This window comes from Pseudidiomarina mangrovi (assembly GCF_003999375.1).
GTDB lineage: Bacteria > Pseudomonadota > Gammaproteobacteria > Enterobacterales > Alteromonadaceae > Pseudidiomarina > Pseudidiomarina mangrovi.
Genome location: NZ_RJLC01000001.1, coordinates 72,826 through 98,880 on the forward strand (window position 1 = coordinate 72,826; position 26,055 = coordinate 98,880).

The following is a 26,055-nucleotide window of genomic DNA, read 5'->3' on the forward strand; positions in this document are numbered from 1 at the left end:
AGTGGAAATTATAGTTTCATGAGCGAGCGTCGATCAGCCATTGTTTTCCCGAAAGACCAACAGTATTTGCGGCTACTGGGGGAGAATATGCTGTTGGCACTTAAGCGCAGAAGAATCTCTCAAACGCTTTTGGCGCAACGTTCCGGTTTGTCTCGGCCAACCCTCCGTAAGATCTTCGCCGGTGACCCCACGGTATCCATGGGTCACTACATGGTGGTGTTGTCGATTCTAGGTCTCGCCGGTGATTTGGCGTTAGTAGCCAAAGATGATGAGTTCGGGCGCAAGTTACGTGATATCGAGCTACTCAAAAAATCAGCAAGGAATGCTAACCATGACTCGTAATATTGATGTTTATGCCGACTGGGCCAACCTCGAACAGACCACCCTTATCGGCAGCTTAAATGCCGACCAAATTCGAGGTAAAGAAGTATTCAGTTTCAGCTACCACTTAGCGTGGTTAGAATCTCCGGATGCCTTGGCCATAGACCCACGTTTGCAGCTGTTCGCGGGTACTCAATATAACGATGACAGTGACAGGAATTTCCGTATATTTTTGGACTCCTGCCCTGACAGGTGGGGTCGATTACTAATGCAACGACGCGAGGCGGCACAAGCATTACAACAGGGCCGACCACGTCGTACGCTAATGGAAACGGATTATCTGTTAGGTGTGCATGATATCCACCGCATGGGTGCGTTGCGTTTCAAGACACCACGTAGTTCAGCGTTTCTGGACAATGACCCGAGTTTTGCCGCTCCCCCTCTGACGCATTTGCGCGAGCTCGAGGCCGCAGTGTGGCAGATTGAGCGAGCCAGTGATTTAACTGACCCAGAATATCTGCATTGGCTGTCGCTACTGATTGCTCCGGGTTCATCATTAGGTGGGGCGCGACCTAAAGCGTCTGTGCTCAATGGTAAGCAGCTATGGCTTGCCAAATTTCCTAGTCGACATGATGATTACGACGTTGGCCTGTGGGAGTTTCTGATCTACCGACTGGCCGTAAATGCTGGCATTGATATGGCCCCAAGTGACGTGCAACAGTTTGGCGCCAATCACCATACTTTCTTAACGCAACGCTTTGACCGGCATGGCGAGCAGCGTCTGCATTTTGCCTCAGCAATGACGTTACTTGGATGCTATGATGGCCAGGTGGGTGCAAGCTACCTTGAGTTAGCGCAATTCCTGATCAACTTTGGTGGCAATAGTGACGCCGATTTGCAGCAATTGTGGCGGCGTATGGTTTTTAATGTATTGGTGTCTAACACCGATGACCACCTGCGTAATCATGGCTTTATTTATGGTGATGGTGGTTGGCGATTGTCGAAAGCTTATGATCTGAACGCGAATCCGCAGGGTACAGGGCTGAATTTGAACATTAATGAAACGGATAATCGCCTAGATCTGGAATTAGTGCGTTCAGTCGCACATTATTTTCGTCTTTCGCCGCAAAAAGCGACTAGCATTATTGCGGAAGTATCAGCAGCAGTTCAAAATTGGCCATTACTTGCCAAGCAGCTCGGAATTCGCAAGATTGAGCAGCAGCTTACGCAAGCAGCATTTAGGCTTTAACTCAGGATATCTCATGACATTTAACTATTGGTTTGCCGGTGCGCTGTTCGCTAGCGCTAGTTTTAGTAGTCTAGCCGATGACAGCTTCCCCGATGCGGACAGGCTGGCGGCTATGAATGCGTTTATGGCCGAAGAAGTTTCCCTAGAAACCGGCTATGACGCGGGTGGCTTGCGCTATTTGAGTATGGTTGTGGGTGCTGATGAGGCCACTAAAACCATGAGCATGGCGCTGCAGTTAGAGATGGATGCTAACTTATCCATTGAGGAACGGCGCGAAATCAGTACGTCGATGGGTTTTGAGCACGAGTACTTTAGTTGCCAGTTCTTAAGCGAATATTTGCCATTATTTTCGGCAACTACGGCATTTACCACACGTATTACGCTGACATCAGCCGATGGGCAGGTATGGTATAACGCCGCTGACACCTGTGAATTGGGGGAATTATGAGCACGGCGAAATGGGCGTTGGGATTATTGGTCGGGTTGCTGCTAAATACCGCAGCCGTGGCGCAAGCTAACTTTCCAGAGCAAAGCTACATCGATGAAATGAATGCGGCGATGGCTGAAGAAGTGAAATCGCAAGCCGGCACTTTCGATGAAGAAGGGCTGCGGGTCATTGCCATGAATGTGGCCATTGATCGACCTACACTTAGCATGATGATGGCCATGGGTATGTTGGTGAGTGATGCGGTCGCTGCTGACGCACTGAAAGTGATGATTGATGACCTACGTGCTGACCATTTTGAATTGGCCTGTAGTTTGTATGGTGATTACCTAGTTGATTATGCAGACATTGACTCATTCAACTTGCATTTTGTGGTGGTTACCGAAGATCGTCAACCACTCTATGACGAAGAGCAAACCTGCACCATTGATGATATTTGGTAACTGCCAGCCCCTTAAGGGGTTTAAATAAAAACGGGCCTTTGCGGCCCGTTTTTTGTGTGTGGATTATTTCTTCTTGAGCATGCCCACGAACCAGAGCAGTACAATAGCGCCCACGGTTGCGACAATAATACTGCCGATCATGCCGCCGGTAGATTGTAAGCCGAGTAAGCCGAACAAAAAGCCGCCAATATAAGCGCCAACTACGCCTACCACCATGTTGCCAATCAGGCCCATGCCACCGCCTTTGATGACTTTACCAGCCAACCAACCCGCGATTAAACCGACCAACAAAAATGCAATTAAGCCCATCATGATCTCCTTGTTATTATCGTTATATTAGCCTGCGCTTGCGGCGCGTGCTGGTATAGGTATAGCAGATAAAATCAGAGAACACAGCCTAATTCTGGTGCTACTCATTTGATGGGGCACGACTTATACTCGCAGCATGAATCATAACTCTTATATTCTTTTTGCAGCGGCATTTATGATGCTCGTGGCTTTTATTGTCGAGAGCCTAGTTGGTGACACATTAGCCGAACACCACATTCAGCCCAGTGACCTAGAATGGTTGCCGCTGCTGTTTGGTGCGGTCATCGCAGCGGGCATAACCTTGCTGGTAGTGCGCCACACCGGCTACGTAGACTGGTGCGAAGGGCTGAATAGACGTATCACCGACGACGCTTGGTACTATCGCCCGTGGGCCAGCTCACTGTGGCTGTTTTTGCTGCTATTCATGGTGTGTTATACGCTGGTCAATAACGCCTACCGGCTGGTTCCCAATACCGTCACCATGCAGGTTTACCATGCTCAGATTCTACGCAATGCTAGCTTGGCAGTGCCAGAAATTGCTGACACCTTGTCATTACCCATGCGCACCACCAAGCGCAATACCCAAGTCATAGAAAAGGATTCATGGGGCTATAAACTCTGGTTGGCATTTGCTATGCCGCGCTATGTCAACGATGCCGAAAAGCTTGCTTACGCCGAGCAACATTCAGCTATGTTGCAGCAAGCGGCACTGCTCGATGGTGGCGATCGCTACTTCAACCCAACGCTGGATACGTCGCGCACCTTTGCGGTGCTGCAGGCACTATTCCGCTTGAATAGTTATGGTCAACTTATGGTCAATCACGTCAGTAAAGACGTGTATATGACCTATTACTACCCGCGGCTGATTGAGTTTTTCCTCAACAACGGCTTGCAGGTGAAAGTTACCTTGCCAAACGGACAAAAGCGCACCTTAAAAGAACAATTAGTGCGCGAGCACTTTGAACGCTACCCCGCTACCGATGCCGTTGTCAGAGAGATAAATGGACAGCTTTACCAAGCGTTTAATAAAGACGTGATACAAAATTACTCGATACTCATGTTGATTCATTTCTCTAACAAGGAGCGTTATGACAGCCTAGGCGACATGCTGGACTACCACCATACCAATCAAGAATTTGAGCGCGATGGCTTAACATACGAAAACCTGCGCGCACTGGTGCATCATGTGGTGGATGACAATGCGCATTACACGCTCATGAGCGAGCTAGCAGACGACGTGTTCCCGCTTGATAGCGGGAACTTTTATGCCAACGCTCTAGCATACAAGGCTGATGATGCTGACTATAGCTTAGCCACCTTTGTACTCAGCGATACCTTTGCCGACCTCAATGCTCGTAACGGTGGGGTGTTCGCTATAGATACCAGGTTGCTCGCCGACACCTTGCGATATTTGAACCGGCCAGTGAGGGGCTGGCGCGGAAACGGTTGGAACATAGGCAGTGCCGCCATAGTGTACCCGCCATTTCGTAACTATGTGACCCAGTTAAAGCCGAGTCAGTTAGATCCGAAATCAACCGAGTTCCTCAATCGCTATTTGACCGTGCCCTACGGTGGATTGGCCGCGCTGAGCCTGGTGGTTCTGCTGTTATTGCCTGGTTTGCTGGTGAGCCTGATTAAGATTGGGCAACCATCACGCCATGTAAGGCGGTAGCTCGGGCTCTTCGGGGTCAATCAGCATGGCGAGGTCGTTGCGCAGCACATAGGTGTAGTGCAGCAGCGCTTCAATGTGGCGGTAATAGTCGTCCTCGCTGATGCCGTTGGGGCCGAGCATCAGGGTGTAGTCGTAGCAAACCTCATCGCCCTCTACCAGCATGGCGGCGCCGAAGCGCACATAGGCATTGAAGGCCAATAAAAACCGCAGTACCTGCTCGGGCTGCGCGTGTTCTGGCAAGTCACTGAGATTGAACACATAGCGCGAGGCGAACTTCACGCATTGGTAGTCGCTGCCCTCAAAGGCAGTGATCTGCACTTGAATGGGCTTGCCATCGTCGTCGCAGAACCCCAACAGCAGCATGTCGTCTTCCACCTCGCGGTAGGTCAGGTCGTCTTTATCGAAATATGCTTTCAGCTGATTGATGAGGGTAAGCATGATTGATCCTTGATAACAGGTGCGCTGTATGGGTGGAGCATACAAAGATGATGCTGGCATTGAAAGGGCTAATTCGGTACAAGTATAGCTAATCATCACAATACGAGAATGCCGCTGCTATTGCTGGTGGATGTCGTACACCAGAGTGAATCTATGACGCGACGCAAGCGATCGTAGTCTGTGATAGGGTGAAATCGTGTCAAGTGACATGATCTTGAATCAAATTGCGTCAAATGACGCTGTTTTAAACGAAATAGAGTCATTTGACGTGAAAACAAGCAAAACACAGTCAAGTGACATGAAAGTGGGCTAAATCGAGTCAGTTGACACGAAAGCGGGGCTAATCTGGTCATTTGACATGAAAGCAGGCCGAATCGAGTCAAATGACACGAAAATAAGCGGAATACAGTCAAGTGACACGAAAACGGGGACAATCTAGTCATTTGACATGAAAGCTGGCTGAATCGAGTCAGATGACACGAAAATAGGCGGAACACAGTCAAGTGACACGATAATAGGGTGAATCTAGTCATTTGACATGAAAGCTGGCTGAATCGAGTCAGATGACACGAATAAATAGAAAAGCCATGTCAGTTGACATTAAAAATTAGCCAAAACACATCAACTGACGCGAATTAAACATGAAATAGCGTCAACTGACTGTTAAATGGCAGATAAAACAGTCAGATGACACGAAAGTGACGCAAAATAGCGTCAAATGACATGAAAGCGACACAGAACAGCGTCAAATGACGCATAACAAGGCAAAAACGCATCAACTGACACGGAAACCAGTCAAGTGAATGGCATAAACAAGTCAAATGACACTAAATTAATAAAAAACGCATCAGGTGACGCTATTTTGCCCGTGGGCGACCAGCCGACACTGGATTATTACAACGCCAACGCCGAGCAGGTGTTCCAAGCCTACGAGCAAGTCAGTGGCGGTGTCAGCGACTATTTTCAGGCTAGCTTCTGGCCCGGCGCCCGAATACTCGATGTAGGCGCTGGCTCTGGCCGTGACTTGCGCAAGCTGCTCGAACTTGGTTTTAACGCGTACGGTGTCGAGCCTTCCGACGGTCTGCGCCAGCGCGCCGTGGCCACTTACCCCATGCTGCGCGACAGACTATTGGCAGGCGGCTTGCCCGAAGCCATCGACTTTTACCCCGGTAGCTTTGACGGCATTGTCTGCTCCGCCGTATTGATGCATATCCCCCATAGCCAGCTGTTCGATGCGCTGATCACCCTACGCAAATTGCTCAAAGATCATGGCCGCATGCTGCTCTCTATCCCCGCGGCACGCCCCGACGTTGTGGCACAACGCGACCCCAAAGGCCGTCTGTTCGAGACCCTACAAGCCGAGCAACTAAAACTGCTTTGCGCTCGCTTGGGTCTAGACTGCATCACCGAATATCACAACGACGACGCCATGGGCCGCGCCGAAACCAGCTGGACCACACTGCTGTTTGTGAAGCGCGCGAGTTTGGGGCAGCCGCTGGACCGTATTGAATCGGTGCTGCGCAACGACAAGAAAGTGGCCACCTACAAGCTGGCGCTGCTGCGTGCCTTATGTGATCTAGCTGACAAAGACGACCGCGCGGTAACCTGGCTGCCAACCGGGCAAGTGGCCGTGACACTACAGAAAATCGCCGAACAATGGTTGTTGTATTACTGGCCGCTGGTAGCTAACCAGCAATTGATTCCGCAGATGCAGGGTGAGGCGTCGGGGAAGCATAAGTTGGCCTTTAGGGAGCCACTGACGCAGCTCATTGTTGAAGCACGGGCGCGTCATCAGTGTACTTATGAACCGCAGCTACTCAGCCTATTTATGCTGGAGTGGAAGCGCGGCAGACTGCCGGAAAGCAGCAAGAAATTGCTCAGCAAAACCCTGAGTAAAATTGCCAGTACCATCGTGTCTGGCCCGGTCACCTATGCTGATGACGGGACCATGTTTAGTTACGACAAAATAACCCGCAGCGTACATGTTGATGCTGAGCTGTGGCGCGAGTTTTGCCTGACTGGCTATTGGGTGAGGGATTCGTTGTTGTTGCGCTGGGCAGAGCTGGTGGCGCGCTTTGGCGCAACACTGAACGGGGTGAAAATTGGCCACGTGATGGAACTGCTGTTGCAACGCCCAGAAATAGACCGTGAACAATACTACCCACGCAAGATATTTACCGCCGTGGAGCCGTTATATTGTGTCTGGAGTGATCGCCCACTAACCGCCAAGACCCTAGCCATGGACCATGTTTTACCGTTCAGCATTTGGCTCAACAATGACCTCTGGAACCTGCAACCCAGCCATTGCAAAGTCAACGGTGCCAAGGGCGACGGTGTGCCGTCAACGCGTTTGCTGCGCAGCCGCGAGCAAGCTCTCGTGCATAACTGGCGCATTGCCTATAACGCCGAACCCCACCTATTTTGCTTTGAGGTAGAACGCGCCCTCGGCGGCTTCAATAAGCGGGCCTGGGAATTGCAGCTGTTCGAGCACCTGCGTGGCAAGGCGGAAATGGCAGCTTATGCTGCACGGGCTCGGGTTTGGGATGGGGTTTAGTGTGTAGTTGAAATTTCTTCTAACAACATCGTATCAAATTGGTTCCAATCGATTTTTCCGGGATCATTGAAGGATTTAAACGATAAATAGGGCACCAAATTCAATTGATGGTCATTGAGAAAAATCTTGATCTTCTTTTTTTCATCAATATTAATTGCTAATCCGTAACTATCTAACTTCAATAAAATAGTGAATATTTCTTTGCGCTTAAGGGTGATTTTCGTTCTATGAGCTAGGTATCCAGAAATTAATATAGCGTGGATAAAAAGGAAATATTCAAGATTTCTTGGTATGAATATCCCAGTATTTACGTAGCTGACTAATGTAATGATAGGTAGTGAAAAAACAGGAATAACCATCAGAAAAATACTTATTATAAAGGTCTGACGTCTAATGTTCCTATAATCAGAAAGTAGTTGATAGATTTTGTCGTAATAAATTGTTCCCAACCTTATTTTTAGACCGTCATCCATGCTATTAACCTATGTTATTGAGAGCGAATCCAGCGGCATAAATGCGATGCAAACATGTGCACATCCTCGCTAGGAATCCGCTCTTCTTCGTTCTTGATGTACGTTGGAAAGGCCTTAGGATTGAGAACCCATACGTTTGATTTTCCGCTATTGGTGTTGCGAATATACCAACCTGGGAACAATACCACCGGCTTTATGATGGGGCGTTTACCAGTCGATTCTTCGAGAATTTCTCGCAACCATGTTGATGCGGCACACACTTGGCCAATTGGGTCGCCCATGATCGGCTTTCCTCCCCAAGAGATTGTGGCGCCATCGTATGATAATTCTGTCTTGCCTTTTGCCGGCTTAGACATGGTTTTGGTCTCGATGACATAAATCGCACTCTTAGTGATAACAACGTGATCGAGATTAAATTTGTCGCCAACAATATCGTGGAAGACGATAGCTCCACTGGCTCTTAGCTTTTCTAAAAACTGTCCAACGGCCTTTTCACCTTGAAGACCAAGCCGAACTGATTTTAATTTTTTTGAACCGCTAATCATTCGATAAACACCAAAAATCATAACTGGTGCTATCACAGCAGTCACTATTAGAGGGTTTGGAATGACTTGAGCGAGCCATACGCCCCAAGCGTAGACCAGCACCGGCGTAAATATGGCAATCATCAAGTAGCCTAATAGCACCCCATCAAAAACAGTATCGATGAGTTTTTGGTGGAGAGATTCCCCTGGATTGCTGAGAGGCTTGAATTTCAATGGTGATTTCAAAATCGTACTTCCTTGTTTTCTCTAGTAGTCCGCAGATTACAAATAAATCAGCGTTCTGTCACCCTCCCCGAATTACCGAAAACTCATTAAACAAACGCATCGGTAACGGATTCTCAAGCTTCCAAGTAATACTCATAGGCCGTGCCCCAACCGAGCTGACAAACGTTAGCGGACCACAAGCACGATAAGGACTCTTGTTATTGAGTCGCACAAACAACTGGAATTTCCAGCCAGTGGTTGGACTGTTGATGTAACGCTGACCCACAGGTGTTTCTGGTGTGGTGGCGTTTTGTGATTGCCAGTGAAATAGTGTCTGGCTAATTGCGTAATCCTCGTAAGCAACCCCTTCATGCAGGGCGTTGGACTTATCTAAAGTGACGAAGAATAAGTCAGTTTGTCGGTCTGGCAATGACAAAACACCTTCAAGATGGTTGCCGCGTCCTGGCGTGTGGTAGTAGCCAATCGCACTAAGAATTTCAGCCTTGGCGTAAGCGGCATGAAGCTTTAATCCTGACCACTCCATGCTCGGTATCAACTTATATACGTGAGTGCATCGCGCTTCGAGTAGTTCAACAAAGTCTTTTAGTTCTGCGCAGAATAAGGGGTGTTCAGTCACCATGCGAAGAATATCTTCGTGGCTTCCGCGTAATACATTACCGGCCAATTGATAGGTGAAGGGTTTTAGGCGCTGCTGATCAGATTCGGTCGCTTGGTAATTTGCACCGTGCTCGGCTACTTTGCGGATGCGCTCAAGTTGTTCGAGGTCATCCATGTGTATGAGTCGCGTCAAGCCGGCAGAAAGGCGGAGTTGCGTATCATCTATTTGAGCGATATCGGTTGCCGACAATAAGCGGCTCCAGCCTCTATTGGTGCCGTAGTAAATACTCTCTAGTTCGAGCTGCTGCTCGGTGAGAAAGCGTTTTAGGCTAACAGCGCTGAGTCCGTTAGTTGCCGCAAAATGAAGTAGCTCGTTTTGCATAGAGAGCCAGTTGTGAGCAATTGTCTGCAAAGCATTGAGTACATTCTCCCGCGCTTGTTTTTGTAGTTGAATGTGACATCCAGCCGGTAATTTTCCGAATCCATGCTCTAAGCCAGACATAACATCAGCGCGTGATAGACCGGTTATTGAGGCATACAGCCGATCAAAACGGAAGCCTTCAGCGAATTGCCCAACAAAATCGAGGATTAGACAGCTCTCTTTATTTGGGTGAAGTCGTAAGCCGCGGCCAATCTGCTGCTGGAATACGGTAGCGCTTTGGGTAGGGCGCAGCATCAATAAGGTATCGACAAATGGGATATCGACGCCTTCGTTGAATACATCGACGGTGAATACCACGTTGATTTTATAGTTTTTTAGCTGATTAATGATGGTCGCGCGATCTTGCAGGGTCATTGCCCCAGTCACGACAGCGGAAGGAAGACCGAATTCATTAAACTTCCTAGCCATAAACTCTGCATGATTTATGGTCACACAGAATCCTAGCGCACGGCATTCACGAATATTACTGACTAAGCCTTGCCACGCCTGAGCAATAGTTTTTGCCCTGAAGTCATTGGCACTCAAAATAGTGTCGAGGTCTTGCTGGCCATTATTATGGCGCCAGTCAACCTTGCGATAATCGATCCCATCGTCACAGCCATAATATTCAAACGGTGCGACCAATTGCAGGTCAATGGCGGTCCACAACCGTAATTGTGCCGCAGGGCTACCATCAGGACGACTGTCGAAGTGGCGCATGATATCTGCACCATCAGCGCGTTCAGGTGTTGCGGTTAAACCAAGAAGATATTTGGGTTGGATTTGCGCTACGAAATTAGAAAACTGGGTTGCTTCAATGTGATGACATTCATCAATAACGACGACATTCCAAAAGCTCGCGCCCTGACTATTGACTAGCTGCTGACTGCTTAGGCTCTGAATCGTAGCAAACAGATGATTGTAGCTATTTGGGGTGTTACCACCACTCAGGATTTCACCAAAATTCGGGTCACGAAGCACTTGGCGATAGGTTGCTACTGCCTGACTTAAAAGCTGAGTGCGTTGCGCCACAAACAGCAGCCGTGGTTGTCCGCCTTGTTGTTGGCACAAACGCTTGTAGTCAAACGCAGCCATGACCGTCTTACCAGTTCCCGTTGCTGCGACCAGAAGGTTGCGATAGCGACCAAGTTCACGCTCCGCCTCTAATTGGTCAAGGATCTCCACTTGAAAAGGCTTTGGTGTAATATCGAAAAAAGTTGGGCTGACGATTAGCCCTTGCGCCGAACCGCCTTGCTTTTGGTTCTTAATCGCTTGCGCAAGTTCATTTCGGTGGGTGGCATTTTCTGGGTCATAACTTTGAAATTCGCCATCTTGCCAAAGTGTTTCAAAATGGGCCCGTGCCCGCTGATATAAATTTCGCTGACCCTTTTCGGTGAACTTAACGGTCCATTCCAAACCGCCCATTAACGCAGCACCAGTCAGATTGGCACTGCCAACGTAGGCTGAACCAAAACCGGTGGACCGTTCAAAAATCCATGCTTTAGCATGCAAGCGTGTCCGGCGACCATCAAGGGAAACCTTAACTTGGGTATTGGGTAGTTTTGCAAGAATATCGAGCGCTTGTTGCTCTGTGGCGCCAATATAGGTGGTGGTGATTACACGGATCTTGGTTTTACTGGCCCCAGTTGCATCTTGTGCGGTGATGTCCTTCAAGATATCCAGAATTCGACGGATACCAGACATCGTGATGAAGCTCATCAATATATCGACGGCATCACAACTACGCAGCTCCGCGAGTAACTCATTAAGCAATCCGGGGGAATCTTTACCGGCAGTGAATAACCAAGGCTGAGCCAAACCAACATGCGGCAAATCAGGAGCATTTGGGCCCTTGAATAATGCGCGCAATACTTTTGGTTGGTCCAGTAGTTCAGGAGTTGATTGCTGCTGTGCGCGTTCGCGTACATGCACCATCAATTGATTGAGGAATTGCGCTTGCTCGACTATTCGTTGTGCTGGAGGTTCATTTGGGCTCAGGCTGCCAACCAACTTAGTTAATTCAGCACCGATCATATCGGTTAATCGCTGTGCACTAGTTTCCGCACTTAAATTTTCAACGAGATGCTGAAATCCCTCTGCTTCGGCCTGCTCAATGACTGCTTGATCAATGATTAAGTCGTATAGCCCTTCCGTGAATTGTGGCATTGCTTTTTCTCCTGAAACCTTGATTCCAGGTTAGCAATAAAACGTAGATTTAGGTAGGAGATTGACCAGTAGTTATTTGGTGAGCACTTTAGCTATTGACGCAAGTGGTTAAAATTCACCAAAAAACAATCCGCCCACCATACTCCGCAGTGCGTACAAAGAACCACCAAACCCCAACCAAGTTAGCCACAACCGTCAGCCAGAACAAACCACGAAACGGCTGCTTGCGGGTCTTGTGACGCATCAGTTGCTGCGCCACCAAAGCACCGGGCCAGCCGCCTAGTAGCGATAACACATGCAGATGCGCTTCGGGCACGCGGCGCCAACTACGTTGCGCGGCGGCTTTGTCGACGCCATACACCACAAAGGTGGCGAGGCTGAACGCGGGTACCCACCAGATGTATTGGTAAGGTAACCAGCTGTTGAGGTGCGCCCAGGTTGCGCCCAGCAGAGCGGCAACCGCGACAATCAATGCCAACCATAAGCCGCCTGTCCACCGACGACCTTGCATCAAACCCCACCCAGCAACGCCTTCCACCAAGCACGCCAGTGCTCAACCTGCACCTCGCTCTCCAGCTTCGAGTGCTCCACCGACAGCGCTGACTTGCCGGGCGCTTTCTCATAAATGTTGACCGATACCGCGGAGCCATCGGCCAGGCCGCAGCGCCAATAGCGCCATTTGTCGGTGTGCGAAATGTCGGGGCCGCGGCTGATGGCAATGTCGCTGAACTCGCTGCGCCCTTGCATGGCCTGCACCCAGACGCTGAGCGCGTCGTCCATGCTGCCGTTCATGGTTTTGCTGGCGGATACGCGGAATTTGCCGGTGCAATCTTGGCCCATCACGCGGCGGCCAATGTGCTGTTCGTAGTTCACGGTCAGCATCTGCGCCCACCAGTGCGACGCGCCTTGCTCGCTGGCCAGCCACGCGGCAATATCCTTATGGCTGAGCTCATGCGCTCGCGCGCCATCGAGCAGCGCACACCACTGCGGCCAACTCTTGCCGGTACCCTTCAGCACCGCACTCTCTGATATCGCTTGGCTCATCATCCCTCCTTAACGGGCCCCACCTTAAGGGGCAGGCACTTAAGCTCTGAATATATCTGAAAGCTTATGGCAGGTAAATTTCACCGGCTTGACTGTATCTCATATGAGATGCATCATGTGAATTCTAACAATCTGCGAGGTATGATTTATGGCGCAATCGTCCATGTTGCATGTGCGGGTAGACGACCAACTTAAGGCTGAAGCAAGCGCCAAGTTGGCTGCTGTTGGTTTGACGCTGTCGGATGCGGTTCGTATCCTGTTGACGCGAATCACTGTGGAAGGTGGCTTACCGGTTGGTTTAACGGCAGACCCGAGCGCCTACGATGCATGGTTTAAGCAAAAGGTTCGAGAGGCTTTGGCCACCCCTGATGATGGCGTCGCTCATGATGATGTGATGGCCTCTGCACAGGCTATAATTGATAGGAAATCGCGTGGTGAAAATCGAATGGAATCAGAAGGCTAAGGACGATCTAATAGGGATAATTGACTATATTTCAGATGACAATCCAGCGGCAGCCCAAAATCTCAAAAATGATATTGATAAACTCGTAATGTTGCTGCAGCAATTTCCGCAAATGGGTCGACTAGGTCGCGTCGACTCTACACGAGAGCTTGTCGTTAACGATCATTTCGTGCTGATTTATTCGCTCGTATCGCCGAGTAACATTGCTATTCTTCGTGTATTGAGTAGTTACCAGAGTTGGCCAAATTGATCCTCCATAAGGGGCAGGCACTTAAGCCTTAATCATAAGCCGACTTTTTCGTTCCTTCATACCGTTAAAAATCGGTATTGAAACATGTGCTGGAAAATTCTTCGGCAAATCGCTTTGTACTCGCTCAATAACATCATCAACTTGAGCGCACATCGTGTTAATAATTTCATTCATTCGGGTTGCGCTGAACTCTGCTGCTTTTGCCGCTTCCAAAAAGTGGCGTCGAAATATCTGAAAAACTTGCCATTTCTTACCGTCAGTTCCACGTAAGCTCATTGCAACTTTTAAGTCGCGAATGTTGAGGCCAGTACCTCCTAGAGCGGGATAAGCGGAAATAATGTCGTAAAGCGGTGTTAACCTGAAGCGACCATAAGCCTCAATGTGTATCGAGAAATTTTTTGCGTGACCATCGGTTGCACCCAATAAGAAAAACAGGACTTGTGACCTCATAAAAACCTCGCGATCCAGTGTTGATTGAGCCGAACCTTGAAGATGTTTCATGATGTCTGAAATTGACGGGCCGTTATCTGATTCATATTTTCTTGCAGAGGATAATCCAAGCACCTGACAATAATCCTCTTGTGGAAGCCGCATAAGCCAACTGCGGTCACTGGAGTACTTTCGATCAAATCGTTCAACCGCAAGAGCTTTGGTATTTGGTGTTCTAACGATCTCACAATCAGGAACCTCAAAACCGAATTCTCGGGCTATTTTGAGGCACAGCATTTCATTTTCGACACTATCACTAAGATCGATGGTGTGATCGTGGCTTTGAATTTTTCCAATTGGGAGCTTAATGATATGAGTCGTTGGCGTGTTGCCATGCGGAATACACCAATCGCCGTCGATTTTGAGTAAGGCAGTTTTTTCCTGAGCGCCGGCAATAGATATCCTAAAATCGTCTAACTCTCTGAGCATACCCAAGGGAGCTTTCGACCGATAACCATTTAAAATACGCTCTAGTTTTTCCTCGTTCAGTCTTTCATAAAGTAATTCGCGACTATTATTAGGCTTCTCTCCCGCGGGGATGAACTGCAACGCACCCACACTGTCTTTTCCAATAGCAGCTAATAAATCAAATGCTTGGTCAGATTCTGCTTGGAAACGTGCAACAATGCGAGCGCGTACTTCGTTATTATCAGGGAGTAGGTTATCAAAAAAATTAATCACCTCTTTGCCTGTATAAGAGTCCTGCCTCAATGGCATGGATAAAGAGATCGGTCTTGCGCCATCTTGTTGAAGCCACATTTCGGTGTAAGTAAATGTATGAGCACCGGAATCAGAGCGGTTCAAATGACCCACGTGGTAGCCGTTCATATAGACATCAAGCGTATTCATCACCATTCCTCTGCCCAGGTATTTCCTAAGTCGCTAGTCTCAATGGTTTGATGAGTAACGCCATTTCTAGGCGTTACCGTTAAATCGAGCTCTAAAGCGGACAACAGGCGGAATAAAGTATCTAGTTGCATTTTTTCAGGCATGGATTCGAAATTCGATACCGTCCCTTGCCTTAAACCGACTAAATCACCGACCTTAGCTTGACTAAGGCGGCGACGCCTGCGTTCATCTCTAAGATAGTTTGATAGAGATTTGGGGTCAGTAATTTTCACAAGTGCCTCTTTTATACGCGTCATCGTATAAAAGAAGTATTATACGCATATACGTATAAGTCAATATTTATACTGATTTGCGTATATAATCGCATTTATACGCGTATCCGTATAGATTGTTATGCATACGCGATTGGCCTCCCTTAAGTGCCTGCCCCTTAAGCTTAGATGCTAAACCCTAAGGGGCAGGCACTTAAGCCCAGCAAGGTTGCCGCACCTGCCTAAAACCTGTACAATCCGCGCCTTCTAAGCTATACCCAGCTTATTCCGATCCAAAAATTGCGAGTTACTAGTTTTGCTGAGCCTTACGCCACCCTAGCGTTACTGCCCTTGCGGCGCCCATTCTGAATCGTTGCCGGTAGCGCACTGAGCGCCCGCCTGCAGCCGTGTTAACTCCTGTATAAAAGTGATTATTTATGTTGAAAGCTATTCAGAACCAGTGGTTCTCGAATATCCGTGGCGATGTGCTGGCGGGTATTGTGGTGGCCTTGGCCCTTATTCCTGAAGCTATTGCCTTCTCGATTATTGCCGGCGTGGACCCGAAAGTGGGCTTGTACGCGTCGTTTTGTATTGCGGTGATTATTGCCTTCACCGGTGGCCGGCCAGGTATGATCTCGGCGGCAACCGGCGCTATGGCGCTGCTGATGGTCACACTGGTGCGTGAGCACGGGTTGGAATACCTGCTTGCAGCCACGTTATTGACTGGGGTGCTGCAAATTGGTGCCGGCTATTTAAAGCTCGGCTCACTGATGCGTTTTGTGTCGCGCTCGGTGGTGACTGGTTTCGTGAATGCGCTGGCTATCTTGATTTTTATGGCGCAGTTGCCAGAGCTCACCAACGTCACCTGGCATGTGTACGCCATGACGGCAGCTGGGCTGGGCATTATTTATCTGTTCCCGTACGTGCCGCGCCTGGGCAAGCTGATACCGTCGCCATTGGTGTGTATTGTGGCGCTGACGGTGGTGGCCATTGTTTGGCAAATCGACATTCGTACCGTCGGCCACATGGGCGATCTGCCTGATACCCTGCCGATTTTCTTATGGCCAGAAGTGCCGTTAACCCTCGAAACATTGTGGATAATTCTACCCTATGCGGTGGGTTTGGCTGCAGTTGGTCTGTTAGAGTCGTTAATGACGGCCACCATTGTGGATGATTTAACCGATACTGATTCCGATAAAAACCGCGAGTGTAAGGGCCAAGGTATTGCCAATATTGGTGCGGGTTTGATGGGTGGTATGGCCGGTTGCGCCATGATTGGTCAGTCCATTATCAATATCAAATCGGGTGGTCGTACACGCTTGTCGACGCTCATGGCCGGGGTATTCCTAATGGTGCTGATTTTAGTGCTGGACGAATGGCTCAAGCAGATCCCTATGGCGGCGCTGGTGGCGGTGATGATCATGGTGTCTATTGGCACCTTTAGCTGGGATTCGCTGCGACAGATGAAAAAGCACCCCGTTTCCACCAATATTGTTATGGTTACCACCGTGGTAGTCGTTGTAGCAACTCATAACTTGGCGATTGGCGTGGGTGTTGGCGTGCTGTTGGCGGCTATGTTTTTCGCTAATAAGATCAGCCACTTTATGCATGTCACCTCAACCAGCGAAGCTGATGGTCGGGTGCGCATTTATAACGTGATTGGGCAAGTATTCTTTTCATCTGCCGATAAATTTATCGCCTACTTTGACTTTAAAGAGGGTGTGGATAAGGTGGTGATTGACCTGACCCGCGCGCACTTTTGGGATATCACCGCGGTCGGAGCGCTGGACAAGGTGGTGATTAAGTTCCGTCGCGAGGGCGCTGAAGTTGAAGTCATTGGTATGAACGAGGCCAGCGCCACTATTGTGGATCGTTTTGGCGTACACGATAAGCCCGATGCTACTGACCGAATTATGGGTGGCCACTAGGGTACGTCATTCAAACAGATTAGGAGACGAATTGATGTCACAAATTATCAGCTGTATTGATGATGTGTCCTGCCACCAAGCGGTGTGTGAGTATTCCGCTTGGGCGGCGCGACAGTTATCAGCGCCGGTCATGGCATTGCATGTACTTGATGACATGCCACAGCCGCAGCAAAGCGAGTTGTCGGGCAATATTGGTTTAGGTAGTCGTGAGCAGTTACTGCAGCAGTTGGCCGATCTTGATGCCGCGCGGTCTAAAATTGCACTTCAACATGGCCATGTGTTACTCGATCAAGCCGCCGACAAACTCCGTTCATTGGGCGTTGCTGAGGTTAGCCAAAAGTTACGCCACGGTGAGCTTGCCGAGACCTTGTTAGCAATGGAAAACGACGTACGCTTGGCGGTGCTCGGCTTGCATGGTGAACATTCTGCCAATGCCTTGACTCAAGTGGGTGGCCAATTAGAAACGGTGATCCGCACCGTGCATCGGCCTTTGTTATTAACCCCAGCCGATTACCAAGAGCCACGCTCAGCCATGTTGGCGTTTGACAATAGCGCCACCGCCATTAAAGGTGTGGAGCTGTTGGCCAAGAGCCCGCTATTTCAGGGTATGCCGGTTCACGTAGTCATGGTAGACGCCGACACTGCTGCCAACTGGGAGCGCTTGAAGTGGGCGCAGTCATTGTTGGAGGCGGGCGGCCACGAGGCACACATTGCTCTGCGCGCTGGCGCTGTGGAACAAACCCTGCACGCCTACCAAGCCGAGCACAATATTGATTTGATGGTGATGGGAGCCTTTGGCCACTCACGTATCCGCCAGTTCTTAGTCGGCAGTACCACCATGTCCATGCTAAAAAGCAGCCGCACCCCAACGTTGGTGCTGCGATAGAAATGCTAAGGGGCAGGCACTTAAGCTTTCGCGCTTAAGTAAATGCTAAGAGGCAGGCACTTAAGCTTTCGCCCTTAAGTGCCTGCCCCTTAAGGCTAGCCCCTTAAGGCTAACGGAACAGCCGGCGCTCTAGCACTAAACCGATGATTCCGCCAACTAGCAAGAATAATCCGAGCGCTTGCAGCCAGGCGTTTATCGGGCGCGGTTGCTGAACCGTACCGGACACATAGTAAGTGCGTTGTAAGCTTTGATCCTTGGCATCTGACGCAGGTACAGTGAATTGCTTGCCTCGATGCTCAGGCAGCAGCAACGTGTGCGGGTTGGAACGCTGTGCCATTTCCGGGCTGAGCTTGCGCATGATATCGTTATTACCAGCTATCTCGCGCCAGTTCTCAAAGTAGTTCGGGTTTTCGTCGGGCATTAAAATGCCGGGCGAAATGTATTGATAGCTGGTCTCGTTAAAGAGTAGCTTGGTGTAGCCGAGGTAAAACAACGGTACGGAAAGCGCAATACAGAGGGCGCAACCGAGTAACCAACCGGTGCGTTTCTGCTGCTGATGTTGTGTGCGTTCACGCAAATATGCGTCAACCGATGCAATTTGGCGCAGCCGCCCCTGCACATAGCTTGGGTCGAATTGGTCTATGAGTTGATCAAGGGTTAGCTCCAGTGCTGAAAGCCAGGCTTGTAAAATTTCGCTCGACGGCTGTGAGCGGTCGCTTTCCAGTTTAGACAGATAGGACTGTTCAATGCCCATAATTTCTGCCAGATCTGCTTGGCTTTGATTGCGGGCGCTGCGGACTTGTTTGAGATAGTCACCGAGTGTCATACGATCATTCCTTGTGTGGTTATTCCGTATTAGTCTTGGCCAGTTCAGTAGGCATAGAAACAAGAATATTCGGGAATTTCTAGGAATATTTACGAATTACGCTGTGGCTTATACTTTTATGCGCATAAAAGTGTGCAAATTTCTTTTTTTATGCGCATAAAAGTGCATGATGCGCGCAATTGTTACATAGCGCTATTAACGAAGGTTTATACCCATGTCTGAGTTTTCTAATTTACCCCTACCCACCACCTTGCTGAGCAGCCTCGCCGATGCCGGCTTCACCAGCATGACGCCCATTCAGGCACAAAGCTTGCCGCTGATTCTACAGGGCCAGGATGTGCTGGCGCAGGCTGCCACGGGTTCGGGTAAAACCGCCGCTTTTGCCTTGGGTTTGTTGGCTAAGTTGCAGGTCAGTAGCTTTGCGCCGCAGGCACTGGTGCTGTGCCCAACCCGCGAGCTGGCTGAGCAGGTGGCCGAGGCCATACGGGTTCTAGCGCGCGGCATCGGTAATGTGAAGGTGCTGACCTTGTGCGGCGGGGTGCCGATGCGCATCCAGATTGGCTCGTTGCAGCATGGCGCGCACGTACTGGTGGGTACGCCGGGCCGGGTGCTGGACTTGCTGCAGCAGAACGAACTCAAGCTGGCGGCGTTGCAAACCTTAGTGTTAGACGAAGCCGACCGCATGCTGGAAATGGGCTTTGCCGATCAGCTGCATGCCATTGTCGCGGCGGTGCCAGATCAGCGACAGACGCTATTGTTTAGTGCGACTTATCCTACGGGCATTGCCCGATTGTCTAAGCGGGTGGCGCCTGCGGCCCAGCGCATCAGCGCGGAAGCGTCTGGCGGTGCGGCTGATCAGCCTGCCGCCAAGATCACCCAGCGCTTCTATCAGCTCGCCGACACAGCTAAGGGGCAGGCAGTTAACACGCTGCTGCTGGCATTACAGCCAGCAAATTGCATGGTGTTCTGCAACACCAAGGCCGAGGCGCAGGGCATTGCGGCTGATTTAAAAGCCAAGGGCCACAGCGTGCTGGAGCTGCATGGTGATTTGGAGCAAAAAGACCGCGACCAAGCCATGGTGCAGTTCATCAACGGCAGCGCTCGGGTTTTGGTTGCCACCGACGTAGCCGCGCGTGGGCTAGATATCGCTGAACTCGACTTAGTCATTAGCGTACACATGGCGCACGACCTCGACACCCACACTCACCGCATTGGCCGCACCGGCCGCGCTGGCGCTGAGGGGCAGGCAGTTAGTCTGGTCGGGCCGCAAGACGATTATAAGCTACGGTTGCTGGAAGACACTATGGCTACGCCGCTGCAATTACAGGCGCTGCCAGCTCCGGTAGCCGCAGCCAAGCCACTAAAGGCAGACTTTGTCACCATTCAATTGAGCGGCGGCAAAAAAGACAAGCTGCGCCCCGGCGATATCGTCGGCGCGCTGACCCGCGATGGCGTGCTAGGCGTCAATGACATCGGCAAAATCAAGCTGCAGCCGACCTGGAGCTTTGTCGCCGTGCGCGTGCCGCTGCTGAAGCATGCGCTGGCGCTGCTCAACGCCGACAAGATCAAGGGCAAGCGCTTCCGCGCGCTGAAGCTTTAACTGCTAAGGGGCAGGCACTTAAGGTTTCGGCGCTTAAGTGCCTGCCCCTTAAGGTTTAGAACCCGGCGGCGTGGCCGTCTTTGCGACTTTCGCTGGCGCCAATGTACACTTTCTCATCGTGGTCGCGCATGATGGCCTGGTAGCCGCCATACGGGCCCACGGCCTCACTGACAGCGTGGCCCATTTTCACCAATTGCCGGCGGGTGGCGGCGGAGAAGCCGTTTTCCAGATACACCACACCACCGTCCGTCATGATTTCCCCGGTCGGTTCCGACGAGCCTTCATGCAGAATGCGCGGGGCATCGCCAGCTTCTTGCAAGTTCATGCCAAAATCGATCATGTTAATCAGAATCTGCGCATGCATTTGCGGCTGGGTAGCGCCGCCCATCACGCCATAGCTCAGCCACGGCTTGCCATCTTTGGTGACGAACGCGGGGATAATGGTGTGAAACGGCAGCTTGCCCGGCGCAAACGCGTTGTTGTGCGTTGGGTCTAAATTGAATAGTTCGCCACGGTTTTGCAGCACAAAACCAAGGCCCGTTGGCGTAATGCCCGAACCCATGCCGCGATAGTTACTCTGAATCAGGCTAACCATGTTGCCTTCGGCATCGGCGGTGGTGAGGTAAATGGTGTCGCCACGGGTCGGCGGGTTGCCTGGTTCGTAGGCGCGGCCGGCGCGCTGCGGATTGATCAGTTTGGCGCGTTCACGGGCGTACTCTTTGTCTAACAAACCCTCTACTGGCACGTCGTTAAACGCTGGATCAGAGTAGTATTTTGCCCGATCTTCAAAGGCTAATTTCTTCGCTTCAACAAATAAATGGATGTATTCAGGGCTGTCAAAACCCATGCTCTTAATGTCGTAATTCTCCAACATATTGAGGATCTGTTGCGCGGCAATGCCTTGGGTATTCGGCGGCAGCTCCCACAAATCGTAGCCACGATAGTTGGTGGATACCGGGTCAACCCAAGTGGAATAGTGGCTGGCCAAGTCGTCATAGCTCAAGAAGCCGCCATGCTCAGCGACAAAATCGCCGATGATGCGGGCAATCTCACCTTTATAAAAGGCATCGCGGCCGCCTTTGGCAATAGCTTCATAGGTGCTGGCAAGGTCTGGGTTACGGAAGCGTTTGCCTTTTTGCGGTGGTACACCGTCTTTCATAAAGACTTCTTTGAAGCCTGGCTGGTTTGCTAAAACTGCTGCGTTGCGCTCAAAATAGTAAGCGATTACTTCGGTGACAGGAAAGCCATCACGAGCATAGTCAATGGCCGGCTGTAAGATTTCTGGCATTGGCTTGGAGCCAAACTTGCCATGCAGTTCAAACCAACCATCTACGGCGCCAGGCACGCTAATTGGCAGCACACCGCGGGCTGGGATCTTGTCGTAGCCGTTTTGCTTGAAGTACTCCAGCGATAGCGACTTCGGCGAGCGGCCAGAGGCGTTCAAACCGTACAACTTTTGCGTCTTCGCGTGCCAGACAATAGCGTACAAGTCGCCGCCAATGCCGTTACCGGTCGGCTCGGTCAGCCCTAAGACCGCGTTGGCGGCGATGGCGGCATCAATGGCGTTACCACCATCGCGCATGATGTCCAGCGCTACTTGCGTGGCTAGCGGCTGGCTGGTAGCGGCCATAGCATGCGGCGCCATGGCTTCGGAGCGGGTGGCAAAGTGATGGCCGGTGATACGGTCGGCGGCCTGTGCGGCGCTACCAAGCACGGCAAGTACCGCGAGCGCGCTAATGAGGGTCGATTTCATGATATGCCTCGTTGGTTTGTTTGCATCTATACACGTTGTACCTTAAGGGGCAGGCACTTAACAGTGCGCGCATCGCGTTTGCCACCGCGTTTACCGCAAAGTGCTAAGGGGCAGGCACTTAAGCTTAAGTGCCTGCCCCTTAGCCTTAAGTGCCTGCCCCTTAGCGGTTAGGCGAAGAGGATGAGGGTGTAGGTGACGGCGATATTGGCCAGCGCGAAGAATACTGCGGTGCTGGCGGTGTCTTTGGCTTTGCCGCTGAGCTCGTGGCGCTCGGGACCGATGCGGTCAATGGCCGCTTCCACGGAGGTGTTGAGGAACTCGACGATAAGCAACAGCAGCAATGACCCGAACATCAGAATACGCTCAACGGTGCTGACCGGCGTCACCACCGCCACTACCGCCAATATCACACACAGCAAGACGTCTTGGCGTACGGCGGCTTCAGACTGCCAGCCGAGTTTGAAGCCGCGTAGGGAATTAAAGGTAGCGCGGACAATGCGCATTACACCTTTCTGTTCGGGTTTCATTGCTTGCTCCTGTTATCAGTAACTCATGGTGCGCTGTTGGCCAATGGACCATGCACAGGATAGCGCTCAATTATTAAGTCAAGCTTAAGCTTTGCGGCCCGTCACTAGCGCGCGCGGCTCCGCCATACCCATGCTCAGTACATAGGGCAATGGCTGCTCTTGACGTGCGCTAAAGTCGGACTTGCTGGCCAAATCGTGCCAGCCGGACGCAATCATCGCCTGCGCTACTGCGCCACCCAAACCGCTGCCAGGGCCGAGTAATATAATGTGGTCCGGCGCAAATTCTTTGACCGCTGTGGTGACTGCCTGGGTGAAATCGTAGGTTTGCGTCACTTGATGATCCAGGGTGTAGCGTTGCAGCGCCTGCTGATCCACCACACTGCGCGACCAAATATGGCCACGGCCATCAACCAAGGGGATATGAGGCGCCCGAAATAAGCTAGCCGGCCAGTTTTGCTGCGCTTGTAAAGCCGCGTGCTGCATCAACCGCGTGTGAAAACCGGCATGTCCATGCAACAACATTGGAAAGCGTTCATCGACTCGTGGCAATGCCGCCATAGCCGCGCTGCAAGCTTCAGAAGTGCCAGCTAACACCGCATAGCCACCGTAGTTGATCGACATAAAGAGCTGACCGTGATGCAGCTGCAGTTGCTCTTGAACCTGCGCAATGCGCGTAGCGTCTGGGCGCCATTCTGCGTCGGTTAATGGATAAATAAACTGTGCGCCTTCGCCCTTAGCGGTGAGTTCTGCCATGTTGGTCACCAGCCGGGTGCCGGTGTCGACATCCCAGCAGCCAGCGCAGGCCAGCGCGGTATACCAGCCCATGGAGTTGCCAGTGATAGCGACCACCTCAAACTGTGAGCGATCAATGGCCATAAAATCCGCCACGCCAGCGCCGTAAATCAGCGTTGCGGCGTTGTCTGGGTGCTGATGCAAACTGCTTTTAAACAGCGGCGCTTGGTCCAGTTCCGTCAATGTAGGGCGCTGCAATTGAGCACGAACATGGTCAACTTGGTCGATAAAAGCCGCGATTGTGTCGCTATCTAAGCTTCCGGTGATGCTGCCCAATTCAGCTTTGTTATAAGTACCACGCCCGGGGCAGACTACTAACGCGGTTTTTTTACCTACAGCTGCAGATGCACTCATGGGTTCAAACCTCCCAGCATATCCGTGGCTTTAGCGACAATCTGATCACGCGACGGCAAGGTAATGTAAGCCGCTTTGCCCAGAGGGATAAAGCTGTCCTCGGCGGTCAGGCGCTGAATGGTGTAGTGCCCAGGCTTCGCCTCGTGCAGCACGGTGAATAACTCTTCACTGAGCGAGCCGCGGCGGCGACATTCGTCCACAATCAGTATCTGACGGCAGTTGCCGAGGGCGGCGATAACCGCCTCGGTTTGCAGCGGAATCAAGCAGCGCAGATCAATCACCCGCACTTGATAGCCCTGCTCTGCTAGCAGCTTTTCAGCCTGTCGGCTGAGGTAATAGCCGTTGCCGTAAGTGATAATGGCTAACTGCTCGCCGCGCCCGCAAACATAAGGGGCAGGCAGATAAGCCGCCGGAGCATAACTGCCTGCCCCTTGCGCGTCTTCCGCGGAGAACAGCCAGCCGCCGTCGCCCTCTTGGTGCAGATCGCGGGTCATGTACAGCGCAATTGGCTCTAGCAAAATCACCACCCGCTGCTGCTCGTGCGCCAAGCGCACTGCATCGCGCACCAAGTTCACGCCTTCAACGCCGTTGGACGGGCACAGCAGAATTACCCCAGGGATATCGCGGAATGCGGCGAACGAGTTATCGTTATGGAAGTGTCCGCCAAAACCTCGTTGGTAAGCTAAACCGGCGATGCGAACCACCATTGGGTTGCGATATTGACCATTACTAAAGAAGCTCAGCGTCGCCGCCTCGCCGCGAATTTGGTCGGCGGCGTTGTGCACATAAGCGAGGAACTGAATCTCCGGAATCGGCAAAAAGCCCTGTTGCGCCATACCAATGGCCAGACCCAAAATACTTTGCTCATCTAATAACGTATTAAGCACGCGGTTGGGGCCGAATTTTTCAAACAGCTGCTGCGTCACGCCATACACACCGCCCTTCTTGGCGATATCTTCCCCGCACATGACAATCTGCGAGTGCTGGGTCATGGCTTCTTGCAGCGCTAGGTTGATCATCTTAGCTAAATGCTGGGGCTTGTCGCTCGGCCACGGTTGCGCAGGGGCTTGCGGGGCAGGCAGATAAGCCGGCGCTATCGAGGCCATCACCGCCGCTGCGGTTTCCAGCTTCGGCCGCTGGGCCGCCACCGCGGCTACGCGTGCAATGCGCTGCTGCTGCTCGGTGATATAGCCCACCAACTCCTGTGCACTAAAAAGGCCGCGCTGAATCAACGCCGCGGCGCCGTGTAACAACGGGTCGTGCTCGGCATCGCGGGCAATTTCTTGCTTACTGCGGTACGACACTTCGGCATCGGCACCGGCATGACCGTACAACCGCACGGTGCGCAAATGCAGAATCGCTGGCTTACGCTTATGGCGCACATAATCGGCCGCTTCACGCGCTACTAAATAGGTTTCTGCCAAGTTGCTGCCATCGGCTTGAAAGTACTTCAGCGCTGGGCGTTGGCTCAACTGTTGCTGGATCCAGCCACTCGGCGTGTGCGTGGAAATACCTAGGCCATTGTCCTCGCATACCATCAGCAGCGGCATTGGAATAGTTTGGTAGGCGGTCCAGCTCGCTGCGTTCATGGCGCCAACGGCAGTGGAATGGTTGGCTGAGGCGTCACCAAAGCTGCACATGGCAATGGCATCTACCGGCCAGCTGCCACGATGGTTGAGCCGCTTAGACAAGCCAATGGCAAAGGCGGTGCCCATGGCTTTCGGCAGGTGCGAGGCGATGGTACTGGTTTGCGGCGGAATGTTCAGCGCCAAGCTACCGAGCACTTTATGGCGCCCGCCGGCAATGGGGTCGTCACTAGACGCCGCGAAGCTTAACAACATGTCATATATAGGCGTACTTCCCGGCAGTTGTTTCGCACGCTGCAGGAAGAACGCGCCGCTGCGGTAATGCAGAAAAGCCGGGTCAGTCACCCGCAGCGCTTTGGCGACCGCGGCGTTACCTTCATGACCGGCGCTACCGATGGTATAAAAGCTTTGGCCGGCGGCTTGCATCAGCCGTGATTGCAGGTCGAGCAGGCGACTACTCAGCTGCGATTCAAATAATTCAAAAAAGTCGGCGTCAGATAGCACACCGCCAGCGTTTACGGCTGGCGGCAACTGTTCGGTGGCAATGCGCTGGAGTAGCTCCACCAGCGCTGGATGTTGTTGATTAAGCAGGGTCATAA

Annotated in this window: 25 protein-coding genes; 11 read left to right on the forward strand and 14 right to left on the reverse strand. The window is 51.4% G+C overall.

Annotated elements, in window-relative coordinates:
* Window positions 1-18: 18 nt before the first annotated feature.
* From EFO84_RS00500 to EFO84_RS00515, 4 genes are read left to right on the forward strand one after another with little or no spacing between them, the layout of a single operon-like run.
* The gene (locus EFO84_RS00500; RefSeq protein WP_127346106.1) at window positions 19-342 is read left to right on the forward strand and encodes a helix-turn-helix domain-containing protein; all 324 of its coding nucleotides are present in this window, start codon (window positions 19-21) and stop codon (window positions 340-342) included.
* Window positions 332-1,570, forward strand: coding sequence for a type II toxin-antitoxin system HipA family toxin (locus tag EFO84_RS00505; protein ID WP_127346107.1), 1,239 nt, complete (start codon window positions 332-334; stop codon window positions 1,568-1,570). Before EFO84_RS00500 ends, EFO84_RS00505 begins: the two co-directional genes overlap by 11 nt.
* A gap of 13 nt (window positions 1,571-1,583) precedes the next feature.
* Window positions 1,584-2,018: a hypothetical protein gene (locus tag EFO84_RS00510; protein ID WP_127346108.1), complete on the forward strand. Its 435-nt coding sequence runs from the start codon at window positions 1,584-1,586 to the stop codon at window positions 2,016-2,018.
* On the forward strand, window positions 2,015-2,458 hold the full coding sequence (locus EFO84_RS00515; RefSeq protein WP_127346109.1) for a hypothetical protein: 444 nt from the start codon (window positions 2,015-2,017) through the stop codon (window positions 2,456-2,458). Before EFO84_RS00510 ends, EFO84_RS00515 begins: the two co-directional genes overlap by 4 nt.
* A gap of 63 nt (window positions 2,459-2,521) precedes the next feature.
* Here the strand turns inward: EFO84_RS00515 and EFO84_RS00520 are convergent, their stop codons facing one another.
* On the reverse strand, window positions 2,522-2,770 hold the full coding sequence (locus tag EFO84_RS00520) for a GlsB/YeaQ/YmgE family stress response membrane protein (protein WP_240642611.1): 249 nt from the start codon (window positions 2,768-2,770) through the stop codon (window positions 2,522-2,524).
* 172 nt (window positions 2,771-2,942) lie between these two features.
* Between EFO84_RS00520 and EFO84_RS00525 the strand changes: the two genes are divergently transcribed.
* Window positions 2,943-4,439, forward strand: coding sequence for a hypothetical protein (locus tag EFO84_RS00525; protein ID WP_127346110.1), 1,497 nt, complete (start codon window positions 2,943-2,945; stop codon window positions 4,437-4,439).
* Here EFO84_RS00525 and EFO84_RS00530 read toward each other — a convergent pair.
* Window positions 4,419-4,877, reverse strand: a complete 459-nt coding sequence (locus tag EFO84_RS00530) for a YbjN domain-containing protein (RefSeq protein WP_127346111.1) — start codon at window positions 4,875-4,877, stop codon at window positions 4,419-4,421. The genes EFO84_RS00525 and EFO84_RS00530 overlap by 21 nt on opposite strands.
* Window positions 4,878-5,745: 868 nt before the next feature.
* On the opposite strand from EFO84_RS00530, the gene EFO84_RS00535 reads away from it, so the two are divergent.
* On the forward strand, window positions 5,746-7,431 hold the full coding sequence (locus EFO84_RS00535; protein ID WP_164742340.1) for a DUF8808 domain-containing protein: 1,686 nt from the start codon (window positions 5,746-5,748) through the stop codon (window positions 7,429-7,431).
* On the opposite strand, the gene EFO84_RS00540 is transcribed toward EFO84_RS00535, so the two are convergent.
* The 5 genes from EFO84_RS00540 to EFO84_RS00560 form a co-directional block, all read right to left on the reverse strand.
* On the reverse strand, window positions 7,428-7,904 hold the full coding sequence (locus tag EFO84_RS00540) for a hypothetical protein (protein ID WP_127346113.1): 477 nt from the start codon (window positions 7,902-7,904) through the stop codon (window positions 7,428-7,430). The genes EFO84_RS00535 and EFO84_RS00540 overlap by 4 nt on opposite strands.
* Before the next feature lie 14 nt (window positions 7,905-7,918).
* A complete protein-coding gene (locus EFO84_RS00545; protein WP_127346114.1) occupies window positions 7,919-8,674 on the reverse strand; it encodes a nuclease-related domain-containing protein in 756 nt (251 codons plus the stop codon).
* A gap of 58 nt (window positions 8,675-8,732) precedes the next feature.
* A complete protein-coding gene (locus tag EFO84_RS00550; RefSeq protein WP_127346115.1) occupies window positions 8,733-11,858 on the reverse strand; it encodes a DUF3427 domain-containing protein in 3,126 nt (1,041 codons plus the stop codon).
* 115 nt (window positions 11,859-11,973) lie between these two features.
* Entirely contained in the window at window positions 11,974-12,369 is a 396-nt protein-coding gene (locus EFO84_RS00555) for a DUF1294 domain-containing protein (RefSeq protein WP_127346116.1), read from the reverse strand.
* Window positions 12,369-12,902: a DUF4287 domain-containing protein gene (locus EFO84_RS00560; protein WP_127346117.1), complete on the reverse strand. Its 534-nt coding sequence runs from the start codon at window positions 12,900-12,902 to the stop codon at window positions 12,369-12,371. Before EFO84_RS00560 ends, EFO84_RS00555 begins: the two co-directional genes overlap by 1 nt.
* 148 nt (window positions 12,903-13,050) lie before the next feature.
* Between EFO84_RS00560 and EFO84_RS00565 the strand changes: the two genes are divergently transcribed.
* The gene (locus tag EFO84_RS00565) at window positions 13,051-13,365 is read left to right on the forward strand and encodes a type II toxin-antitoxin system RelB/DinJ family antitoxin (RefSeq protein ID WP_127346118.1); all 315 of its coding nucleotides are present in this window, start codon (window positions 13,051-13,053) and stop codon (window positions 13,363-13,365) included.
* Window positions 13,337-13,615 carry a type II toxin-antitoxin system RelE/ParE family toxin gene (locus EFO84_RS11940; RefSeq protein WP_205701912.1) on the forward strand — a complete coding sequence of 93 codons (279 nt, stop codon included), beginning with the start codon at window positions 13,337-13,339 and terminating at the stop codon, window positions 13,613-13,615. The genes EFO84_RS00565 and EFO84_RS11940 overlap by 29 nt, the downstream gene beginning before the upstream one ends.
* 21 nt (window positions 13,616-13,636) lie before the next feature.
* On the opposite strand, the gene EFO84_RS00575 is transcribed toward EFO84_RS11940, so the two are convergent.
* Window positions 13,637-14,953 carry a type II toxin-antitoxin system HipA family toxin gene (locus tag EFO84_RS00575; protein ID WP_127346119.1) on the reverse strand — a complete coding sequence of 439 codons (1,317 nt, stop codon included), beginning with the start codon at window positions 14,951-14,953 and terminating at the stop codon, window positions 13,637-13,639.
* Entirely contained in the window at window positions 14,953-15,225 is a 273-nt protein-coding gene (locus EFO84_RS00580; protein WP_127346120.1) for a helix-turn-helix domain-containing protein, read from the reverse strand. Before EFO84_RS00580 ends, EFO84_RS00575 begins: the two co-directional genes overlap by 1 nt.
* Before the next feature lie 416 nt (window positions 15,226-15,641).
* Here EFO84_RS00580 and EFO84_RS00585 point away from each other — a divergent pair, with 416 nt between their 5' ends.
* A complete protein-coding gene (locus EFO84_RS00585) occupies window positions 15,642-17,132 on the forward strand; it encodes a SulP family inorganic anion transporter (RefSeq protein ID WP_127346121.1) in 1,491 nt (496 codons plus the stop codon).
* Between the two features lie 34 nt (window positions 17,133-17,166).
* Window positions 17,167-18,018 carry a universal stress protein gene (locus EFO84_RS00590; protein ID WP_127346122.1) on the forward strand — a complete coding sequence of 284 codons (852 nt, stop codon included), beginning with the start codon at window positions 17,167-17,169 and terminating at the stop codon, window positions 18,016-18,018.
* 109 nt (window positions 18,019-18,127) lie between these two features.
* Here EFO84_RS00590 and EFO84_RS00595 read toward each other — a convergent pair whose 3' ends face one another.
* Entirely contained in the window at window positions 18,128-18,844 is a 717-nt protein-coding gene (locus EFO84_RS00595) for a helix-turn-helix domain-containing protein (RefSeq protein WP_127346123.1), read from the reverse strand.
* 214 nt (window positions 18,845-19,058) lie between these two features.
* Here EFO84_RS00595 and dbpA point away from each other — a divergent pair, with 214 nt between their 5' ends.
* Window positions 19,059-20,444 carry an ATP-dependent RNA helicase DbpA gene (gene dbpA, locus EFO84_RS00600; RefSeq protein WP_127346124.1) on the forward strand — a complete coding sequence of 462 codons (1,386 nt, stop codon included), beginning with the start codon at window positions 19,059-19,061 and terminating at the stop codon, window positions 20,442-20,444.
* A 55-nt stretch (window positions 20,445-20,499) separates the two neighbouring features.
* Here dbpA and ggt read toward each other — a convergent pair whose 3' ends face one another.
* From ggt to EFO84_RS00620, 4 genes are all read right to left on the reverse strand, one after another.
* The gene (ggt, locus tag EFO84_RS00605) at window positions 20,500-22,197 is read right to left on the reverse strand and encodes a gamma-glutamyltransferase (protein ID WP_127346125.1); all 1,698 of its coding nucleotides are present in this window, start codon (window positions 22,195-22,197) and stop codon (window positions 20,500-20,502) included.
* 167 nt (window positions 22,198-22,364) lie between these two features.
* Window positions 22,365-22,724: a diacylglycerol kinase gene (locus EFO84_RS00610; protein WP_127346126.1), complete on the reverse strand. Its 360-nt coding sequence runs from the start codon at window positions 22,722-22,724 to the stop codon at window positions 22,365-22,367.
* 84 nt (window positions 22,725-22,808) lie between these two features.
* On the reverse strand, window positions 22,809-23,870 hold the full coding sequence (locus EFO84_RS00615; RefSeq protein ID WP_127346127.1) for an ACP S-malonyltransferase: 1,062 nt from the start codon (window positions 23,868-23,870) through the stop codon (window positions 22,809-22,811).
* A complete protein-coding gene (locus EFO84_RS00620) occupies window positions 23,867-26,053 on the reverse strand; it encodes a thiamine pyrophosphate-dependent enzyme (protein ID WP_127346128.1) in 2,187 nt (728 codons plus the stop codon). The genes EFO84_RS00615 and EFO84_RS00620 overlap by 4 nt, the downstream gene beginning before the upstream one ends.
* Window positions 26,054-26,055 lie beyond the last annotated feature (2 nt).

Excerpts from the sequence above, each read along its gene's own strand:
- EFO84_RS00500 (WP_127346106.1), top strand. The coding sequence starts at position 19 with ATGAGCGAGCGTCGATCAGCCATTGTTTTCCCGAAAGACCAACAGTAT.
- EFO84_RS00505 (WP_127346107.1), top strand. The coding sequence starts at position 332 with ATGACTCGTAATATTGATGTTTATGCCGACTGGGCCAACCTCGAACAG.
- EFO84_RS00510 (WP_127346108.1), top strand. The coding sequence starts at position 1,584 with ATGACATTTAACTATTGGTTTGCCGGTGCGCTGTTCGCTAGCGCTAGT.
- EFO84_RS00515 (WP_127346109.1), top strand. The coding sequence starts at position 2,015 with ATGAGCACGGCGAAATGGGCGTTGGGATTATTGGTCGGGTTGCTGCTA.
- EFO84_RS00520 (WP_240642611.1), bottom strand. The coding sequence starts at position 2,770 with ATGATGGGCTTAATTGCATTTTTGTTGGTCGGTTTAATCGCGGGTTGG.
- EFO84_RS00525 (WP_127346110.1), top strand. The coding sequence starts at position 2,943 with ATGATGCTCGTGGCTTTTATTGTCGAGAGCCTAGTTGGTGACACATTA.
- EFO84_RS00530 (WP_127346111.1), bottom strand. The coding sequence starts at position 4,877 with ATGCTTACCCTCATCAATCAGCTGAAAGCATATTTCGATAAAGACGAC.
- EFO84_RS00540 (WP_127346113.1), bottom strand. The coding sequence starts at position 7,904 with ATGGATGACGGTCTAAAAATAAGGTTGGGAACAATTTATTACGACAAA.
- EFO84_RS00550 (WP_127346115.1), bottom strand. The coding sequence starts at position 11,858 with ATGCCACAATTCACGGAAGGGCTATACGACTTAATCATTGATCAAGCA.
- EFO84_RS00555 (WP_127346116.1), bottom strand. The coding sequence starts at position 12,369 with ATGCAAGGTCGTCGGTGGACAGGCGGCTTATGGTTGGCATTGATTGTC.
- EFO84_RS00560 (WP_127346117.1), bottom strand. The coding sequence starts at position 12,902 with ATGAGCCAAGCGATATCAGAGAGTGCGGTGCTGAAGGGTACCGGCAAG.
- EFO84_RS00565 (WP_127346118.1), top strand. The coding sequence starts at position 13,051 with ATGGCGCAATCGTCCATGTTGCATGTGCGGGTAGACGACCAACTTAAG.
- EFO84_RS00575 (WP_127346119.1), bottom strand. The coding sequence starts at position 14,953 with ATGAATACGCTTGATGTCTATATGAACGGCTACCACGTGGGTCATTTG.
- EFO84_RS00585 (WP_127346121.1), top strand. The coding sequence starts at position 15,642 with ATGTTGAAAGCTATTCAGAACCAGTGGTTCTCGAATATCCGTGGCGAT.
- EFO84_RS00590 (WP_127346122.1), top strand. The coding sequence starts at position 17,167 with ATGTCACAAATTATCAGCTGTATTGATGATGTGTCCTGCCACCAAGCG.
- EFO84_RS00595 (WP_127346123.1), bottom strand. The coding sequence starts at position 18,844 with ATGACACTCGGTGACTATCTCAAACAAGTCCGCAGCGCCCGCAATCAA.
- dbpA (WP_127346124.1), top strand. The coding sequence starts at position 19,059 with ATGTCTGAGTTTTCTAATTTACCCCTACCCACCACCTTGCTGAGCAGC.
- ggt (WP_127346125.1), bottom strand. The coding sequence starts at position 22,197 with ATGAAATCGACCCTCATTAGCGCGCTCGCGGTACTTGCCGTGCTTGGT.
- EFO84_RS00610 (WP_127346126.1), bottom strand. The coding sequence starts at position 22,724 with ATGAAACCCGAACAGAAAGGTGTAATGCGCATTGTCCGCGCTACCTTT.
- EFO84_RS00615 (WP_127346127.1), bottom strand. The coding sequence starts at position 23,870 with ATGAGTGCATCTGCAGCTGTAGGTAAAAAAACCGCGTTAGTAGTCTGC.
- EFO84_RS00620 (WP_127346128.1), bottom strand. The coding sequence starts at position 26,053 with ATGACCCTGCTTAATCAACAACATCCAGCGCTGGTGGAGCTACTCCAG.